At 35.7% G+C, this 19560-nt stretch carries 12 protein-coding genes; 1 reads left to right on the forward strand and 11 read right to left on the reverse strand.

Annotation, left to right across the window (positions count from 1 at the left end; all coding sequences use genetic code 11):
• Positions 1-130: 130 nt before the first annotated feature.
• Both ACFILW_RS03745 and ACFILW_RS03750 read right to left on the reverse strand, forming a co-directional pair.
• The gene (locus tag ACFILW_RS03745) at positions 131-2596 is read right to left on the reverse strand and encodes a penicillin-binding protein 1A (protein WP_375623248.1); all 2466 of its coding nucleotides are present in this window, start codon (positions 2594-2596) and stop codon (positions 131-133) included.
• A gap of 169 nt (positions 2597-2765) precedes the next feature.
• Positions 2766-3995 (reverse strand): N-acetylmuramoyl-L-alanine amidase, encoded by a 1230-nt coding sequence (locus ACFILW_RS03750; RefSeq protein WP_375623250.1) that lies wholly within the window; start codon positions 3993-3995, stop codon positions 2766-2768.
• A 586-nt stretch (positions 3996-4581) separates the two neighbouring features.
• Between ACFILW_RS03750 and ACFILW_RS03755 the strand changes: the two genes are divergently transcribed.
• Positions 4582-7212, forward strand: a complete 2631-nt coding sequence (locus ACFILW_RS03755) for a ribonuclease E/G (protein ID WP_375623252.1) — start codon at positions 4582-4584, stop codon at positions 7210-7212.
• An 87-nt stretch (positions 7213-7299) separates the two neighbouring features.
• Here ACFILW_RS03755 and ACFILW_RS03760 read toward each other — a convergent pair whose 3' ends face one another.
• The 9 genes from ACFILW_RS03760 to ACFILW_RS03800 all read right to left on the reverse strand — a co-directional run bounded on the left by ACFILW_RS03760 (position 7300) and on the right by ACFILW_RS03800 (position 19528).
• Complete coding sequence (locus tag ACFILW_RS03760) at positions 7300-7911, reverse strand: invasion associated locus B family protein (protein WP_273791265.1); 612 nt, start codon at positions 7909-7911, stop codon at positions 7300-7302.
• 1489 nt (positions 7912-9400) lie between these two features.
• Positions 9401-9805: a hypothetical protein gene (locus tag ACFILW_RS03765; RefSeq protein ID WP_375685200.1), complete on the reverse strand. Its 405-nt coding sequence runs from the start codon at positions 9803-9805 to the stop codon at positions 9401-9403.
• Between the two features lie 30 nt (positions 9806-9835).
• Positions 9836-10066: a hypothetical protein gene (locus ACFILW_RS03770; protein ID WP_375685201.1), complete on the reverse strand. Its 231-nt coding sequence runs from the start codon at positions 10064-10066 to the stop codon at positions 9836-9838.
• Between the two features lie 437 nt (positions 10067-10503).
• Positions 10504-14004 carry a transcription-repair coupling factor gene (mfd, locus tag ACFILW_RS03775; RefSeq protein WP_375685202.1) on the reverse strand — a complete coding sequence of 1167 codons (3501 nt, stop codon included), beginning with the start codon at positions 14002-14004 and terminating at the stop codon, positions 10504-10506.
• Positions 14005-14009: 5 nt separating this feature from the next.
• Positions 14010-14297, reverse strand: coding sequence for a succinate dehydrogenase assembly factor 2 (locus ACFILW_RS03780; protein WP_375629793.1), 288 nt, complete (start codon positions 14295-14297; stop codon positions 14010-14012).
• Between the two features lie 65 nt (positions 14298-14362).
• On the reverse strand, positions 14363-15043 hold the full coding sequence (locus ACFILW_RS03785) for an ABC transporter ATP-binding protein (RefSeq protein ID WP_375611886.1): 681 nt from the start codon (positions 15041-15043) through the stop codon (positions 14363-14365).
• Complete coding sequence (locus tag ACFILW_RS03790; RefSeq protein ID WP_375623263.1) at positions 15043-16311, reverse strand: lipoprotein-releasing ABC transporter permease subunit; 1269 nt, start codon at positions 16309-16311, stop codon at positions 15043-15045. Before ACFILW_RS03790 ends, ACFILW_RS03785 begins: the two co-directional genes overlap by 1 nt.
• 11 nt (positions 16312-16322) lie before the next feature.
• A complete protein-coding gene (gene proS / locus ACFILW_RS03795) occupies positions 16323-17648 on the reverse strand; it encodes a proline--tRNA ligase (protein WP_375623265.1) in 1326 nt (441 codons plus the stop codon).
• A gap of 203 nt (positions 17649-17851) precedes the next feature.
• Positions 17852-19528: a ribonuclease J gene (locus tag ACFILW_RS03800; RefSeq protein WP_375685203.1), complete on the reverse strand. Its 1677-nt coding sequence runs from the start codon at positions 19526-19528 to the stop codon at positions 17852-17854.
• Positions 19529-19560 lie beyond the last annotated feature (32 nt).

Genomic DNA, 19560 nt, shown 5'->3' on the forward strand with positions numbered 1-19560 from the left:
TCTTAGCCTTTTATACAAATTTAATAGCTGCTATCAGAAAATGCTACAGTTCTATCACTCTATTTACAGAACCGACATTGTAAAAAAAGAGATAAAAACCATGTCTCATGGCAAAAGGAGATTTTGTCGATTAATACAGCCCACCTGTCCCACTTTCAAGAGCTTTATTGACTTGTGGAGAAGTCGTTACTGCAGGAACACCTTCTTGAAAAGAATTTGTACTTCCAATGACTTGATAGATATCAGCAGGACCAGTCCCTGGTTTAAATGCTTCTATAATAACATCTTGATCTCCTCTTTCGGCAAGCATTCCTGTTTTTCGATTAATTGGCATTAAAATCATGCCCTTTGGCATCTTAAAGGGAACATCTGGCTTCCCTTTAAGAGCATCTGCCATAAAATCACCAAAAATAGGCGCAGCTAATGAACTTCCTGTTCCATTATATCCTAACGGAGCTGGTTGATCGTACCCAACAAAAATACCAACGACAATATCAGGAGTAAATCCCATAAACCAGACATCCTTAGAGTCATTGGTTGTTCCTGTTTTAGCGGCAATATGTCGATTAAGATAACGTAAACGTGCCGCAGTACCACGCTGAACAACCCCTTCCATCATCGATGTAATTTGATAAGCCGTCATAGGGTCAAGAACTTGATCTCTTTCATCAATCAATGTGGGTTCACTTTGATTATTCCATGAATTCGTATTACAATTTTCGCAAATACGATCATCATGACGATAAATTGTCTTCCCATAACGATCTTGAATTCTGTCTATCAGAGAAGGCTTAATAGAGCGTCCGCCATTGGCAATAACGGAATAAGCTGTAACCATCCGTAATACTGTTGTTTCGCCAGCCCCTAAAGCCATGGGAAGATAAGGCTGCAATTTATCTACGATCCCAAAACGTTCTGCATATTCAGCGACAAGAGGCATTCCCATATCATTGGCAAGCCGTATTGTCATAAGATTACGAGAACGCTCAATACCATAACGCAATGTTGAAGGTCCTGCAAAGGTACCTCCATAATTTTTGGGTTGCCAAACTTCACCATTATATTGACGAACTTCAATGGGGCCATCTAAAACAACGGATGCTGGTGTATATCCGTTATCAAGAGCTGCTGCATAAACAAAAGGCTTAAAAGCAGATCCCGGTTGGCGATAAGCTTGGGTTGCACGATTGAATTCAGATGCGGCAAAAGAAAATCCTCCCACCATCGCAAGAACACGCCCCGTATGAGGTTCCATAGCAACAATTGCACCTTCAACCTTTGGAATTTGTTGTAAACGATAAGTGTTGTTTGTATTGGATAGTTTTTCAACAAAAATGACATCCCCGACTTGCAGAACATGAGATAAATTCTGAACAGTTTTTCGATAACCATTTTCTTTTACAATATGGAGTGCCCATTTTGAATCAGCTTCAGATAAAACAGCAATTTCCCGTTTTTTTGATAATATACCTGAAGCTTCGCGCTGTGGTTGTAAACCAATCTCTACTTTGTTGGGATTAGTAGAAAGAACAACAGCTAAACGCCATTCAGGAACATCACTTAGCCCTGTGATATCTGCAAGTTCTGTCCCCCAATCACCTTTCTCATCAATATGCGCATAAGCTCCACGCCATCCTTGCGCATGATCAAATCTAATTAATCCATCGTGCAAAGCACGTCGCGCAATAAGTTGTAAATGCGGATCAAGCGTTGTACGAATGGAAAGCCCACCTTCATAAAGTGTTTTAGCCCCATAGCGATGTATTAAACGACGCCGCACTTCTTCAGTAAAATAATCAGCTGCAAAAACATAGCTATCACTCCCACGGATTGTCGCTCCTAAAGGTTTAGCTTTCGCTTTTTCACCTTGTTCACGCGTTACATATCCATTTGCAATCATCCGGTCTATAACCCAATTACGCCGATCAATAGCACGTTGTGTATTCTTAAATGGATCATAATTTGCTGGTCCTTTTGGAAGAGCAGCCAAATAAGCACATTGTTCTAGCGTCAGATCATTGACGGATTTATTGAAATAAGTCAAAGAAGCAGCTGCTATACCATAAGTGCCACGACCCAGATAAATTTCATTGAGATAAAGCTCGAGAATATGATCTTTTGAATAAGTTTTCTCAATACGCATTGCTAAAATAGCTTCCTTAAATTTACGTTCTAACGTTGTTTCTGAACTTAAAAGGAAGTTTTTAGCGACTTGTTGCGTTATAGTTGATGCACCCTCTGGACGTCTTCCAGAACCAATATTACGAATATTATTGATCAAAGCGCGAGAAAGTCCTTCAGGATCTAAACCAAAATGATGATAAAAGTTTTTGTCTTCAGCCGAAATGAAAGCATTTATAACAAGCTTTGGTATTGATTGAATCGGTAAATAGAGGCGATGTTTTGTTGCAAACTCTGCCATAAGACGGCCATCAGAAGCATGGACGCGGGTCATTACTGGCGGTTCATAAAGTGAAAGAACTTCATAATCAGGGAGTGCATTTGCTTGACCACTGGTCATAACACCCCACGTTATTGCACCACAAAGTCCAACAGCAATACAAAAACGAAGAAGGTATCTTAAAAAAATCATCATAAAAACGGTTATCGCTTTCTTAAGAATTAATTAAAGAAAAAAATACGTTACTTCAAACACACCAAGTGGATATCACCACAAGATTGAGATCAAGAGAAATTGTTTTCTATCTTTTATTTATACTAGGGTACACTAGAAGCCCATATTGATACTCTATTTTCTCACAAATTTAAAGAGGCTGTATCATTTTCTGTCTATAATCAGCAAATTGACGAATAGAATGAGCAATAGAGGCTGCCATTTGTTTTCTCCAATGAGGATCATTTAATAACTTTTCATCCTCTTTATTGGATAAATAACCTATCTCTATCAAGACTGAGGGTATATCTGAAGCTCTTAAAACTTGAAAATTAGCATACCGATGTGGGTTATTAATCAAGTTAATATGATTCTTTGATAAACTTGAAATAACACTATTTGCAAAATTAACCGAAAATGTATGTGTTTCACGTCGTGTAAGATCCATCAAAATATCTGTAACTTCGAGCGTTTCATCTGCAGGCAAACCATCAAGCAAATCAACTTTATTTTCATTTTCAGCTAAAGATTTTGCAATGGCATCAGAGGCTTTATCTGATATGGTATACACTGTGGCACCGCGAAGAGAATGTAGATCAATCGTATCTGCATGAATAGATATAAAAAGATCAGCATCAAACTCTTGCGCTTTTTTAACTCTTTCACTTAGTCTTAAAAAAATATTGGAATCTCGTGTTAAAGAAACGGTAATATGAGAATCCTTTTGTAATTCGTCTCGCAATGCACGCGCAAAGTCTAAAGTCACATCTTTTTCTAAAATTCCAGTAACACCCTGTGCACCACCATCAATACCACCATGACCAGGATCAAGAACAACACGGAAATTATATGCTGGCATTAGCTGTGTTTTTGTATCAAAATTGCTTCTTTGCTGTTTTTTTAATATCTCATCAAATTTTTCTTGTGTACTTTTACGAATATCAATCAGCAACTGCCATAAACCATTATTTAATTTTTTTACGACATTTTTTTCAACCACAAAAGCCGTTTTACTTGTCAAAATAATGCGTGAAGTCTGTATGTCAGAAAAAGCATAACGCACATCTGAAAGCATAATGGATAATGTATTCTGTTTCTTTAAAGGTGTATTTTGCATTGAAAAATCAATTGTAGGTAAATTGATCACCAAACGTGCCGGCCTATCCAAAATCTGTAAACGAACATTTGGTTTTAAATTAAAAACCGCAATAATACGCGTATGAACACTATCACCAATGGTTCTAAAATTAATAAGTCTTAGAGGATCTGCGGCTTGAACACTGGTTTGGAGTAGCAAAAAAGATAATAAAAAGTATGTGATGAACACAATAACATCCCCATAAGCTGTTTTCAGCTTTTTGGTAAAAAAAACTCTTATCATAAGCAAAATACTCTACACTACCTTTGTAATAATTTATCTTGGTTATATAAAATGATACACCAATTTATTCTCTATTTTTCAAGAAAAGCTAAATAAACACCCAAAAACGAAATTAAAGTCATAAAGATATTATAATTATACATGATTTACATTGTTACTTGCCAAACGCATGATATCAACATAAAAGAATATTTATGCTTCCTAGCTGATAATAGTCATCTAAATTATCTGTAACTCATATTAAGTTGTCTTTAGAGTTTTTTTGCCTATTATGCGTTGAGACTTTTTTATGGATGAAAAATTTCTATGTTATAACATTAGGATTGCATTACTTAAGATTCGTTGGTTCGGATATCCGAACTGTTTTAAAGATTATTTTACCGGAGACTTTTAAGAAATATGAGTCATAAAAAACAGATGGAAATAATGATGAGAAATGGTGTAAATGCAGTCATGCCTCTGCACGTGGTGTTCCGTCCTGTTTTTCTGGTACCTCCCTTTTATGGCAGACAGCCTTTTATGTTTACGAATAGTTATAGCGTTCGTTTGAATAAAATTGTGCATGTCGCCTTCAGGATATTAACTTATGTCAAACAAAATGCTTATAGATGCCTCCCATCCGGAGGAAACTCGTGTTGTTGTTGTTCACGGCAACAAAATTGAAGAACTTGATTTTGAATCAGAACATAGAAAACAGCTCAAGGGGAATATTTATCTCGCACGGATTACGCGTGTGGAACCGTCTCTCCAAGCAGCTTTTGTTGAATATGGTGGAAACCGCCATGGTTTTTTAACATTTTCTGAAATTCATCCTGATTATTATCAAATTCCTATTGCTGATCGCCTTGCTCTTCTTGAAGAAGAGGAAAAAGCAGCTGTAGGAGAAAATTCTGTAGATAGCTTTACGGAAGAAGCAACTAAAAATAAAAAACGCTCCAGAAGAACAAAAAAAAATGGAAAAAACAATGTCATAGCAGCCGATATTGAAAGTGACATCACATCTGAAGCGACAATAATTGATAATACAGAAGAAGCATTAAATGCCGATATCTCTGATGATGAGATCGAAATGGTCGGTGCTGAGGACATCCGTGAAGAGCTTCCAATTTATCAAAGAAAACAAGGGCGCCAGTATAAAATTCAAGAAGTGATTAAACGACGTCAAATTTTGTTGGTACAAGTCATCAAAGAAGAGCGTGGTAATAAAGGTGCTGCCCTTACAACATATCTATCTCTAGCTGGTCGTTACTCTGTTCTAATGCCCAACACAGCACGTGGTGGTGGTATTTCACGAAAAATTACGAACGTACAAGACCGTAAGCGTCTTAAAGAAATCGTAAAAGAATTAGCCGTTCCAAAAGGTATGGGCGTTATCTTACGAACTGCTGGTGCCAATAGAACAAAAGCTGAAATTAAACGTGATTATGAATATCTTATGCGGTTATGGGATACTATTCGCACTTTGACACTCGAGTCAACGGCGCCATGCCTTGTCCATGAAGAGAGTAATCTCATCAAGCGTTCTATACGAGATCTTTACAATAAGAACATTAGTGAAATTCTTGTCTCTGGAGACCAAGGATATCGTGAAGCGAAAGACTTTATGCGTATGCTCATGCCAAGTCATGCAAAAGTTGTGCAACCTTACCGTGATCCTACGCCCATTTTTGCACGAAATAATATTGAAATTCAACTTGATAAAATGTTGCAACCACAGGTTTCTTTAAAATCTGGTGGTTATCTTGTTATTAATCAAACAGAAGCACTTGTTGCTATTGACGTAAATTCTGGCCGCTCTACGAAAGAATTCTCTGTCGAAAAAACAGCCTTACAAACTAACCTTGAAGCTGCTGAAGAAGTTGCGCGTCAATTACGCTTGCGTGACCTTGCTGGTTTAATTGTGATTGATTTTATTGATATGCTTGAAGAACGCAATGTGAAGCTGGTCGAAAAAAAATTAAAAGATTGTTTAAAAAACGATCGTGCTCGTATTCAAGTAGGTCATATTTCACACTTCGGCCTTTTAGAAATGAGTCGTCAACGTATTCGCATATCGGTTTTAGAAAGTACAACACAGCCCTGCCCACATTGCGCAGGAACAGGAAATATACGTTCTGAATCATCAATTGCGTTGCATGTCATGCGCTCAATTGAAGAATATCTTCTTCATAATTCGCAACATAATATTATCGTGCGCACCCCCGTAGCAACAGCACTTTATGTATTAAATCATAAACGCAACATTCTTGTTAATTTAGAAGCTCGCTTTAAGCTTAATATTAGTATTGAAGCAGATGATAGTATTGGAACACAACATCTTGTTATTTCTAAAGGCTCAATAGCAGAGAGAACTTCTCAATCTTCATTGGAAGATGACAATAAGCAAGAAATTGAAGATTCTGTTTTCATAAAAAGTGAATCTATTGAAAATCCTTCTCCCATTGAAACAAACCAAAAGCGTCGGCGCAAAAATCGTCACGGTGAAATTACTGATCATTCTCTCTCCAACGTTCATAAAAAAGAAGATACCTTGAATGATGATTCTTATCGTCGAGGACGCCGTCGAGGACGTCGTGGTGGTCGACGCAATCAAGATAATAGTTTTCATCAGATTCGCGTTCCTTATGCAGAACCAGTGGGAGATTTTGCTAAGCAAGCTTTAGCAGAAATTAAAGCAGCGCATCGCAAACGTCGTGTTTCACCTGCTAAATCTTTTGAACTTGAAGAAACGAAAAATAATACACAAGCTCTAGATATACAACAACAGAGTGAATCTGAAAAAATTGATAAAAGTATTAAACCTAAAAAACGTAAAACACGTTCTTCAAAAGTAGTAGAAAATCAACTTCCTTTAGAGAATGACCAAAATATTGCAGAACAAAAATCTCCTGAAGAAAAACCTACAACCAGTTTTATGCGTAAAACTAAAACAAAAAAAGCAGATAAAGCTATTCATGAGGTAGAAGATAAAACTCTTGAAAAGAGTAAAAAATCAACACGTGGAACACGTAAAAAATCATCTTCTAAAGAGATAACGCAAATACAAAAAATATTAGAGAAAGAAACTGTAATCGAGATGGAGGAAGTTGTTGAAACCTCTCCTTCCCAAATCGAAGAAACAATTAATCAACCCGTTGTTATTTCATCAACGCCTAATGATTCTTCCAAAACTGAACGTATTGGGTGGTGGAAACGCAGAATTGTTTCGGAAAATTAAGGATTTTAAAAACCGCCACAGAAAACTGTGGCGGCTCAAATAAACAATTATAGAAAACGTTTCGACCAATTCTATGGTGGGGGTTTATTATTTTTGTTTTGCTTTTTCTTGCTCAGCCCGCATACGCTCTTCAATTTCTTTTTGCTTTGATTGAATGGCTTGCTGCAGCTTTATTTGTTCTTGTTGGAAATCTTTTTCCTCCATACCAGGACCGGTATAGGCTGCTGTAAACCCATTAAGAGAAAATTCAATAGGATTAGCTGAACCACGGAAATTAACTGTGGTTACAACCATTTTTGTACCACTTTTCATAGCTGCTATAAGCTTATCATCTAAGACATCATTAGCAATACAACTTGGTCCATTACAAATAATATAAGGAATTTTTTTAGAGAACTCGTCACCGATTTTAATGTGAACACCTTCTGGCAAAAAACGACCTGTAGGTACTTGAATACCTATACGTTTCTCATTTTGCTTTCCTTTTATTTCAACAAGATTAAAAGCCGTTAAAGGTTGTCCCGTATTCGATAATACAGTATTCATTGTATTACAAATATCAACATCATGCTGCTTACTGCAAACTTTGTACCAACCTTGTGATAAAGTTTGCGCATTTGCAGAAATACCAGCTATAAGAAAAAGGGCAGCGGCTCCAACTAATACTGAAACAGCAGAATAAACATTTTTATGCGACATGATTAAGTTAATCCTTTCAACGCGCTCTTAAGTAACTTCAAAAAAATATTAAATATAATTCCAACTTAAATTTATTAAATTATAATGAAATAACAATTAATTTTACTATTTTTACTTCAATATATAAAAAAAAGTCAAATTTAGAGAAAAAATACAACGAGCCATTCTAATTTTTATACACTCATATAATTCCCCTCTTCATCACATTGGTATTGGATACAATCTATCTATAAAATACCTCTGTGCATTTAAACTAAGATTACACAAACGAATCAATATTGCAATATTAATTAAAATAAACTCTGATACTACTCTAAAAAACTTACTAATTAAACTTTTTACATTTATTACTCTTCATGTTAAGCTTATAGAGCCTTAGCAACAGGTTGTTGCAATGCATGAAGCTCCAAAATATCAGATAAATTTTACTGTTTTCCTTATGTGCCTCGTGTGATACACAAAAACAAAATCATCTACGATATTATTGAAACATTTAATGAATTAAAATCACTGATTGTCTAAAATTTCTGCATAATTGTAAGAGAACTTTTTCCTAATGAACAATTTTCTGCCCTTGTTTACAAAATAATAGTGATACGCTTTTGTAATAAAAATTTTATATTCCATAGCGTTTAACTAAAAAGTTTAGTTTAAAAATACGTTACTAAAGAAGTGCTTTTTTCTTAATTAAACAACACATTTTCTTAGAGAGAAAATCTATAACTGCTGAAAATATTTTATTTATAATAAACTTTCTTAAAATATAATAACATATTAATTTATAATAATAATTTATCTTTTTTCTATATTGTATGAAAGATCCTAATAGCGCAAACCTCTCTTATATTGAATCAATAAAATTTATCCACTTGCACATCACAAGCGGAGTTAGTTTTATAGATAAAACTACTGAACAAAGGAATACCCCCCCTATGAATCATCTCATGTGCCCAAAGCCATAATAAATTTATGCTCATATATTAAACATCTATTATTGCACTTCTGTACAAATATCATCTCTCAGTTTTATAACGTGAATAAAAAATATCATTTTGTTTCTCTATATAACACAACTTAGAGCTATAAAATATCTCTCTTATCGTATTAATAAAACAAGATTTATGATATGAGTTGTATCGTCATTAAAATAATTAATCAGATAAAAATAAAAAAACTACAAACACAAAAAATATATATAAGTTTATTATTTAATATATATATAATAAATATTATATGATAAGAACAATATATACTATCTTATGTGTATAAAATTACTTTATTATAAATAATGATTAAAAACAAAAAATTAAAATATATTTTAACTATTATTTAGTATATTATCTTAATTTCTCTGTATTTGTATAAGTAAATTTTTAATTGGATATTCTCATAGCATTATTTTTTATGAATTTTCTAAACTATAATGTTACGAAAAATTAAGTATTTTTCTATTTTGAATATAATTCAACATAAATCAAATAAATAATTTTTAATTGAATAATTCTTCAACATGAAAACGCATACGATCTATAATATTCTTTTTCTTGTTTGGAAGCATTATATTATGTACTTCTTTAATGGTATTACAAAGCTTAGGTGCACTTTTTACAAACCAATTATCTTCTGTAAGACTATTTTTTATATCGTCAAATATTTGTTTTTCATAACTATAAGAGCCATCTGTTAGTAATTCTTTAATATCCCTGACTAAACTAGGACTTATTGAATTATTTGCGCCTTTAGCCCAACTAAAATCTTTATCTTTCCAATCAAAATCTTTGCGCAAAATAGCACCTATATCACTTTGCAATATATCCGCTAACGTATTGCAAGCAATAATAAATATGAGATAATTTTTCATTATCTCATCATCACCTCCACTTTTCTCATTCATTCCCCATTCATTAAACGTTTGAGTTTTTTTTTAATAGTCTTTTGCTTTAATCAACTTTTCTTCATACTCCCCTACTTCATACTCTCTCGCTATATGTATTCTAGAGATAATTTTTTGTTTTTTTTCAGCTAGATCCTGTAATTTCGAACCAAGATTATAATATTCATCCTTCAGAGTTTTCAGTTTTTTATATAACTTATTCCGTTCCTGTAAACGCTCATAGTATTCTGCTTTAGAAATATTTTTTTCCCAAATATCCACAAATGAGATATACTTTCTTCAATAAATTGTATGCTCTCTTTAATATTCTTTCTTTTGTTTTTTAAATGTTGGTATTGTTCATCAGAAGATAACTCAGCATAAGCGTTTTTTACGCCATGTATTAAAGTGAGTAACAAAAAAACGATAGTTAGACACTTTTGTAATGAAGAAAGCATGCTATCTTTACCTAAATTATTTCTAAAAAATTTACAGGAGCTTATTAGCTTATTATATTGAAAGTGCTATTTATTGCTGTTAAACCGTCTAATCTATTTCCTTCATTGTATCAATGCGTATATAATAAAAACCCAATAAATATATAATGGCTCTTTATTATAAACTTAAATTTTATTCTTATACAAAATCAATAACTGTTTGTTTTTATAGAATTATTTTATAATAAATGAGTAACAATTCTAAAATAATAAAGATATTTTTTAAACAGAATGTTGTTCTGCCATTTCGACAAGCTGTGTCATAATATTCGCTGCTCCAACAAGCCTTTCATCCGCTGTGGACCAATCACGAATAAGAGCAATACTTTGATCTGGTCGGATTTTTGCCATTGAACCTTGTTTCCCAACCCACTGAACAAGAGCAACACTATTTGCGAAATAGTTATTACGAAACTGTATAACAATCCCTTTTGGTCCTGTATCTAATTTTTCTACATGCGCTTTTCGACACAATGTTTTGATATAAAAGACTTTAAGAAGGTGTTGAACCTCAATGGGTAAAGGACCAAAGCGATCAATTAACTCCGCTGCAAATTCATCAATTTGTTCTAAATCATCAAGTTCTGTTAAACGACGATAAAGTCCCATACGTAACGATAAGTCAGGCACGAAACTCTCTGGTATCATCACTGTTGTACCAAGTGAAATTTGAGGAGACCATTGCTTATCTTCATTTAGCTCTCCATCTTTTAATTCAGCAACAGCTTCTTCAAGCATTTTTTGATAGAGTTCAAATCCAACTTCTTTGATATGCCCCGACTGCTCTTCACCTAAAAAATTGCCTGAACCGCGGATATCCATGTCATGGCTTGCCAATTGAAACCCAGCCCCTAAGGTATCAAGAGATTGTAAAACTTTAAGACGGCGATCGGCAGCAGCTGTTAAAACTTTACCAGCAGGAAATGTAAAGAGAGCATAAGCACGTTGTTTTGAACGCCCTACCCTACCACGTAACTGATAAAGGGCAGAAAGGCCAAACATCTCAGCGCGATGCACAATTAATGTATTGGCTGCTGGAATATCAAGACCAGATTCAATAATGGTTGTCGATAGTAAAACATCATATTGCCCATCGTAAAATGCATTCATAATATCATCAAGTTGTCCAGCTGGCATTTGTCCATGAGCCACAACGAATTTCAGTTCTGGCACATGTGTTTTAAGATATTCTTCTACAAAAGCCAGATCAGAAATACGAGGACAAACATAGAAACTTTGTCCACCACGATAATATTCCCGAAGCAGAGTCTCTCGTATAACAAGTGCATCAAAGGGTGAAATAAAAGTACGAACCGCCATTCTATCAATGGGGGGGGTTGTTATCAATGAAAGTTCACGTACACCTGATAATGCTAACCCTAAAGTGCGTGGTATGGGAGTTGCTGAAAGTGTGAGAACATGAATATCACTTTTAAGCTCTTTTAAACGCTCTTTGTGTTTGACACCAAAATGCTGTTCCTCATCAATGATAAGAAGGCCTAACCGTAAAAAATTAACTGCACCACTTAATAATGCATGGGTTCCAATGACAATATCGATTGTACCATCTGAAACACCTTTTTTTACGCGTGCAAGTTCTTTCGCTTTTACAAGCCTCGAAGCATGTCCAATTTTAACTGGTAATCCTTGAAAACGCGAAATAAATGTTTTGTAATGTTGACGTGAAAGCAAAGTTGTTGGTACAACAACCGCAACCTGATATCCATTTAATGCTGCAACAAAAGCACTTCGAATGGCTACTTCAGTTTTTCCAAAACCAACATCACCGCATATCAAGCGATCCATCGGCTTACCTGAGGCTAGATCGTCCAAAACAGCATCAATTGCATTCATTTGATCTTCCGTTTCTTCATAGGGAAAGCAAGCAACAAACTCATCAAATGGTCCAATTGGTGGAAGTAAAGCAGGCGCAGCACGAGTCATACGCTCTGCAGCTATACGGATTAATTGCCCTGCCATTTCCAATAAATGTTTTTTAAGCCGAGCTTTACGTGCTTGCCAAGCAACACCTCCTAATTTATCTAACGTTACCTCTGTTCCTTCTGAGCCATAACGTGAGAGAAGCTCAATATTTTCAACAGGTAAAAAGAGGAGATCACCTCCAGCATATTTAATTTCAAGGCAATCTCGTAAAATTCCAGTGGTTGTGATGGTTTTAAGACCAACAAATTGACCAATACCGTGGTCGATATGCACAACAATATCACCAGAATTTAAAGCAGAAATTTCAGAAATAAAATTTGTATTATTCTTACGACGCTTTGGTGATCTGATGAAGCGATCACCTAGGATATCCTGCTCTGCTATAATAGCTAAATCTTCAGCCTCAAAACCATGTTCTATCATGATAACGGCTGCTAATATATGATCTCGTGGTGTTGCTTTGACAGTTTGCAAGGATTTTACAACATCTATTTTTTTTAATCCATGCTCGTCGAGAACTTGTACTAAACGATTGAGAGATCCTTCACTCCAACACGCTAAAAGTACTTTTTTGCCCGCAGCGCGTAAAGATGCGATGTGATCAATAACACTTGAAAAAACATTTTTTTCCTGCGCATTACGCTCTTTTACAAAATCATATCCCTGTTTAACATGTGCGTGAATAACAGTTTGTTCCAAACTTTGTGGAATATTAAAAGGCGAAAAATCAATACGCTGTGAAGATTGTTGCACACATTCCAAAACACGCTCTGGCGTTAAATAGAGAAGACTAGGGTCTATTGGATGATAAGAAGTAGAATTTTCTTTATCATTTTCGCGCTCTTTACGCGCGTTATAATAGTCTTCAATAAGGCGATAGCGCTCAATGAAAACTTCTTCTATAAGATGCTCAAAAACAAGCGGTAGGTTGCCACAATGGTCAAAAAAAGTGTCAAGCTCTTCATAAAAAAATGGAAGCCAATGTTCCATACCGGCAAAACGCCGACCTTGAGCAATTGCTTCATAAAGCATGTTATTTTTTTGTAATACACCAAATGTACGGGTATAATTGCTTTTAAATCGGCTGATGCGTTCTGGTGTAAGAACAACCTCACTCATTGCCTGTAATAAAAGTTCAGTTTTTTGACGTGTTGTCCTTTGACTTTCTGGATCAAATACGCGGATGCTTTCTAGGGTATCTCCAAAAAAATCAAGGCGTAAAGGTTCAACATCCATAGGAGAAAAGATATCAAGTATTCCTCCTCTTACAGCAAACTCACCAACATCACGGACAACCGTAACGCGTTCAAAACCGTTGGTTTCTAAGAATTGAATTAGATTTCCCATGTTATTGCGTTGGCCAACATGTAAGTGAATAAGCTGAGCTTCTATCATTTCACGAGGAGGCAACTTTTGCATAATTGCATTTGCTGTAGTTAATATAATTGCAGGATGTGGGTTTTGACGTAAATTTGCTATGCGTGCCAAAGCTGATAGTCGACGGGACATGACAGCAATTCCTGGTGATACGCGATCATAAGGCAAACAATCCCATGCAGGAAATTGAAGTACGGGCAAATTGGGTTCAATAAAATTTAAAACTTGTTGTAAATGCGCAATTTTTGTTCCGTCATGAACAACATAGATGAGCGGTTTGCCTTGTCCAATTTCTGAACTTAACTTAGCAAGCGCAAAGGCTTCAAATCCATCAGTAACGCCATCAAAAATCATACGAACAGGACTATTTTTTGGAATAATAATTTTTTTAAATATAGGCATTTGAATCAATAACTTAAGCAAAAACGATAATTAGCAATATCACGAAAAAGTGGACTATCAACTTCAGAGGGGGGGGAAATTTCTCCAGTCATCCATGTAAGTAAATCACGGTCGTCAAAAGACATAATATACTCAAGCTCAGAGAGCGTTTTATCATTCATCTCAGTGATATGAGCATCAACATAATGCCCAAAAATGAGATCCATTTCACGAATACCGCGATGCCATGCACGAAAAATCAACCGGCGACGACGCGCATCCAATTGATTTTTGTCAACGACAAAAACTGTCATAAAAAATCTCCTTGAATAAAGTAATATAAACTATTCAATTAGTCGTATAAAATTTGTACCTTGCTTTAAGGAAGTTCTATAATCTTTTGTTCTTTAAGTGTAATTCGACGATGCATTTGCTTAGCCAAAGCGTAATTATGTGTTGCAATAAGAGCAGAAAGACCAGACTGACGAACAAGGATAGATAAAGCTTGAAAAACATAAGCTGAAGTTACGGGATCAAGATTTCCTGTAGGTTCATCAGCCAAAAGAACTGAAGGGCCATTTGCGACTGCACGTGCAATAGCAACACGTTGTTGTTCTCCTCCCGATAACTCTGAGGGACGATGGTTCGCACGATGAGAAATACGCAGATACGTTAATAATTTGCGCGCACGATCTTCTGCTATGGATTTTTTTAATCCTGCTATCATTTGCGGTATCATAACATTTTCTAACGCCGTAAACTCTGGAAGTAAATGATGAAATTGATAAACAAAACCAATATCATTTCGTCTTATAGCTGTTCGCTCACTATCAGAACGCTTTGCACAAGAAACACCTCGTAACATCACATCACCAGCGGTTGGTTTTTCTAATAATCCAGCAATATGAAGAAGTGTTGATTTTCCAGCACCAGATGGTGCAACAAGTGCAACAAGCTCTCCACGATTAAGAGTAAAATTCGCTTTATCTAAAACAATGAGCGGCTTATGACCCTCGAAAAAGCGTCTTTCAATCTCTACAAGCTCTAAAATAGCTGTCATTATTCATACCTCAAAGCTTGTACGGGATCTAGCTTAGCAGCACGCCATGCCGGAATGAGAGCAGCAAGAAATGACAAGAATAAAGCCATCACAGCAACCAAGACGGTCTGTTTCCACTCAATTTGTGCAGGCAATTTTGTTAAAAAATAAAGTTGAGGATTAAAAACGTCGACATTAAATAACCAAGAGATAAAGTCTTGGATATGATTAATATTCGCGGTCGCGATAACACCTAAAATTAAGCCCAATATCGTTCCAATAAAACCAATCATCATTCCTGTAATGATAAATATACGCAAAATCGCACTTTGTTGAGCACCCATCGTGCGTAAAATTGCAATATCATGACTTTTATCTTTTACAAGCATAATCAGTCCTGAAATAATATTTAAAGCAGCAACAAGAACGATCAGAGAAAGAATGAAAAACATAACATTTCGTTCAATCTGTAAAGCTGAAAAAAAAGCCTGATTACGTGTACGCCAATCAATTAAATAAACCTGTTGATCAACTGCTTTTTCTACAACGGGTTTTATTTGATCAACTGCATCAGGATCATTTAAAAATAACTCTAAAGACTGAACCTTATCGCCTAAATTAAAAAACATTTGTGCTTCATGAAGAGGCATAAAGACAAATATTGAATCGTATTCAGACATACCAACTTCAAAAATAGCAACGACTTTATAAGCTTTCACTCGTGGCGTAACGCCAAAAGGAGTCTCATCACCATCTGGAGTAATGATACGAATATCTCTTCCAACTGTTAATCCTAATTTTTCTGCTAAGCCACTTCCAATTGCAACACCTTCTTCTTGATCAAACCGAGAAATCGATCCTAATTTAATATTTTGAGAGACTGTTTTAAGCTTATCTAGATCTTGTTTGCGCATACCACGAACTAACGCGCCAGAGCCACCTTGAACTTCACCTTGAACAAGCGCTTGACCTTCAATAACAGGTAAAGCAAACTTCACACCATTTGTAGTTTCTAAAGAAGAAATAAGAGTCTTATAATCAGCAAAACCAGAATCAACTGTTTGAATAATAAGATGCCCATTCATACCAAGAATACGATTGAGAAGTTCTGTACGAAAGCCATTCATCACCGCCATAACAACGACCAGAGCAAATACGCCCAACATAATCCCAATAAGAGAAATAATTGAAATAACAGAGGCAACGACATGTTTTTTATTGGGAATCATATAACGAAAAGCGATCATCCACTCATAAGATGAAAAACCTTTATTTTTCAGCCTCTTCATAACATTTCCTATTAAATTATAGAAAGTTGGCTGAGCACATCTTCAACCTTTAGAGATTTTTTTATTCCTGTTTTTCGATCTTTAATTTCAACTTCATTTTGTGCAATGCTGTTAGGACCAACAATAATTTGCGTTGGCAAACCAATCAAATCCATTGTTGCAAATTTTGATCCAGGGCGTTCATTTCTATCATCTAATAACGGATCAAAACCAACCTTCTTTAATCCCTGATAGAGAAACTCACATGCCTGTGTGCATTTTTCATCATCGGGCTTCATATTGATAATCCCAAAATCAAACGGTGCCATCGACTTTGGCCAAATAATACCATTTTCATCATGAGAAGCCTCAATAGCGGCCGCAACAAGACGCGAAGGCCCAATACCATAAGATCCCATAGAGACCACATGCTCTTTTCCATCTTGTCCCATAACTTTTGCTCCCATTGGAGCAGAATATTTAGTACCAAAGTGGAAAATATGCCCTACTTCAATACCGCGCGCTGAAAGACGATTATGATCAGAAACTTTAGCCCACTCCTCTTCATTATGCATTTCTTCCGTTGCTGCATAAAAAGATGTCCATTGCTTAACAATATCATCTAAAACAGCTTTATCACTAAAATCGATTGAACTATCAGGAACGGTAAGTTCAAGAAATTGTTTATCACAGAAGATAGCACTCTCTCCTGTTTCAGCCAAAATGATAAATTCATGACTGAGTTCCCCCCCTATTGGACCTGTATCTGCACGCATAGGAATTGCTTTTAAGCCAAGGCGAGAAAAAGTGCGTAAATAAGCAACAAACATACGATTATAAGATGTTTTAGAGCCTTCATAATCAAGATCAAAAGAATAAGCATCTTTCATTAAAAATTCTCGTGCTCGCATCACACCAAAACGTGGACGAATTTCATCACGAAATTTCCATTGAATATGATACAAATTAAGCGGAAGATCTTTATAAGAACGAACATATGAGCGAAAAATATCTGTTACCATCTCTTCATTGGTTGGACCATAAAGTAAATCACGCTTTTGACGATCTTTAATGCGGAGCATTTCCAAACCATAATCATCATAACGACCGCTTTCACGCCAAAGATCAGCAGACTGAATTGTAGGCATCAATATTTCTATTGCACCCGCACGTTCTTGCTCTTCACGAATAATTTTACAAACTTTATCAAGCACTTTTTTTCCCAAAGGAAGCCAAGAATAAATCCCTGATGTTTGTTGTCGAATCATTCCAGCGCGCAACATGAAGCGATGAGAAACAATTTCTGCTTCTTTAGGATTCTCTTTTAAAAGTGGAAGGAAATATTGAGAAAGACGCATTGAAATAATTAACTCCTAATCAGACCTATCATATCGGAACAATTTATCACACCCTCTATTCATCTATAGCCGCATTCTGAATACTTGCAAATATAACGATCTTATCATTTAAAAATTTATTGTGCTTTATTCTCTATTTTTCTTATTTAGCAATAAAATAAAAATGCTCTTCTCTTTTTAAATAACGTAATAGGAAAGTTCTTTTATTTTGACCGATGTAAAAAAACTGTACAGATAGGTTTTTTTTGCCAAATTTCATGAACAGCCGCTCTTACTGCACGTCGTGTTGCCTCTCGAATAAGTTCATTATTTTTCTGTTTCATGCGTGGGATATTATAAACTGTATTTTCTACGATATCTAAAAGAATATCTTTTAAACTTTCCCCCTTTCCATTACTTTCAGGTAACCCGAATGTTGTTAGACCGATATCCCCTAATAATTCATGCTTACTATTTATATGGAGAGAAATAGTAACATGACCAGCATAACTTAGTTTGCGGCGTTCACGAATCCCTAATTCATCTTCATCTCCAATTAGGCAACCATCCTTATAGATGCGGCCAACAGGAACTTGATCAATAACTTCTACAGGCTCTGGTGCAAGACGTAACATATGGCCATTTCTGATATCTATAACAGTTTTAATACCTGCTTGACGTGCTAAAGTTGCCTGAGCCTTAAGATGCATTGCTTCCCCATGTACAGGGACAAGTATTTGTGGCTTTATCCAATCATACATCTGTAAAAGTTCTGAACGACGGGGATGGCCTGAAACATGAACAAGTGCATCTTCATTCGTAATAATTTTAATACCCAAATCAATGAAACGATTTTGTACCTCAATAATCGCTTTTTCATTTCCTGGAATACTTCGTGATGAATAAATAACGGTATCACCAGTGGAAAGTGCAATATTTTTCATTCCATCACGTGACAGTTTAGCCAAAGCAGCACATGGCTCACCTTGGCTCCCTGTGACAATTAAAACAAGATCTTTTCGCGAGATGTAGCCATAATCATCTTCCGTTACAAATGGTGCTAAACCATTCATATAACCAAGCTCTTGTGCAACCATAATACTTCGCTTAAGGGAACGCCCAATGACGAGTACCTTACGCCCAGAAGCTTCAGCGGCAAGAGCAATAGAACGTATCCGACCAATATTAGAAGCAAAAGTCGCTATCGCAACGCGCCCTTCAGCTTTTAAAATAATCTCAGAAAGACTGGTTTGAACCTGCTGCTCTGATGGAGATATACCATCCCGACACGCATTTGTGGAATCACAAAGTAATGCTAAAACACCTTTTTTGCCTAAAGCACGAAACCTTTTTTCATCGGTTAGAGCCCCGAGTGAAGGGGTATGATCAATTTTCCAATCACCCGTATGGATTACGGTCCCTAAAGACGTTGTAATTGCCAAAGAGACAGATTCTGGTATTGAATGGTTAACGGCTATAGCCTCTACAGCAAAGGAACCTACCTGAAAACAATCACCAGCTTGAAAAATATTACATGAAATTTTATGAAATTCAAAATCTGCTTGCCTTTTACTTTCTAATAATCCTGCCGTAAAAGGCGTACAGTAAATTGGAACTTGTAACTTTGGCCATAAATCAAGAACGGCTCCATAATGATCTTCATGTGCATGTGTTAAAACAAGACCCCGTATATTATGTTTTTCACTTTCTAGAAAACGAATATCAGGCAAAACAAGATCGACACCTGGTAATTCAGAACCAGCAAAACTAACTCCCATATCAACAAGCAGCCACTCACGAAGATTTTGGGGACCAAATCCATAAGCAGCGAGATTCATCCCTATTTCACCTACACCTCCTAAAGGTAAAAAAACAAATTCACATCTATTGGCTGCAACCATAAACATCTCCCAAATCATTAAGGTATTTGATG

Origin of the sequence: Bartonella sp. TT110JLCBS, assembly GCF_042193405.1 — a bacterium.
In the GTDB taxonomy this organism is placed as follows: domain Bacteria; phylum Pseudomonadota; class Alphaproteobacteria; order Rhizobiales; family Rhizobiaceae; genus Bartonella.

What these genes read in the sequence shown, in the direction of transcription:
- ACFILW_RS03745 (WP_375623248.1), bottom strand. Translation starts at nt 2,596, where the DNA reads ATGATGATTTTTTTAAGATACCTTCTTCGTTTTTGTATTGCTGTTGGA.
- ACFILW_RS03750 (WP_375623250.1), bottom strand. Translation starts at nt 3,995, where the DNA reads ATGATAAGAGTTTTTTTTACCAAAAAGCTGAAAACAGCTTATGGGGAT.
- ACFILW_RS03755 (WP_375623252.1), top strand. Translation starts at nt 4,582, where the DNA reads ATGTCAAACAAAATGCTTATAGATGCCTCCCATCCGGAGGAAACTCGT.
- ACFILW_RS03760 (WP_273791265.1), bottom strand. Translation starts at nt 7,911, where the DNA reads ATGTCGCATAAAAATGTTTATTCTGCTGTTTCAGTATTAGTTGGAGCC.
- ACFILW_RS03765 (WP_375685200.1), bottom strand. Translation starts at nt 9,805, where the DNA reads ATGAATGAGAAAAGTGGAGGTGATGATGAGATAATGAAAAATTATCTC.
- mfd (WP_375685202.1), bottom strand. Translation starts at nt 14,004, where the DNA reads ATGCCTATATTTAAAAAAATTATTATTCCAAAAAATAGTCCTGTTCGT.
- ACFILW_RS03780 (WP_375629793.1), bottom strand. Translation starts at nt 14,297, where the DNA reads ATGACAGTTTTTGTCGTTGACAAAAATCAATTGGATGCGCGTCGTCGC.
- ACFILW_RS03785 (WP_375611886.1), bottom strand. Translation starts at nt 15,043, where the DNA reads ATGACAGCTATTTTAGAGCTTGTAGAGATTGAAAGACGCTTTTTCGAG.
- ACFILW_RS03790 (WP_375623263.1), bottom strand. Translation starts at nt 16,311, where the DNA reads ATGAAGAGGCTGAAAAATAAAGGTTTTTCATCTTATGAGTGGATGATC.
- proS (WP_375623265.1), bottom strand. Translation starts at nt 17,648, where the DNA reads ATGCGTCTTTCTCAATATTTCCTTCCACTTTTAAAAGAGAATCCTAAA.
- ACFILW_RS03800 (WP_375685203.1), bottom strand. Translation starts at nt 19,528, where the DNA reads ATGGTTGCAGCCAATAGATGTGAATTTGTTTTTTTACCTTTAGGAGGT.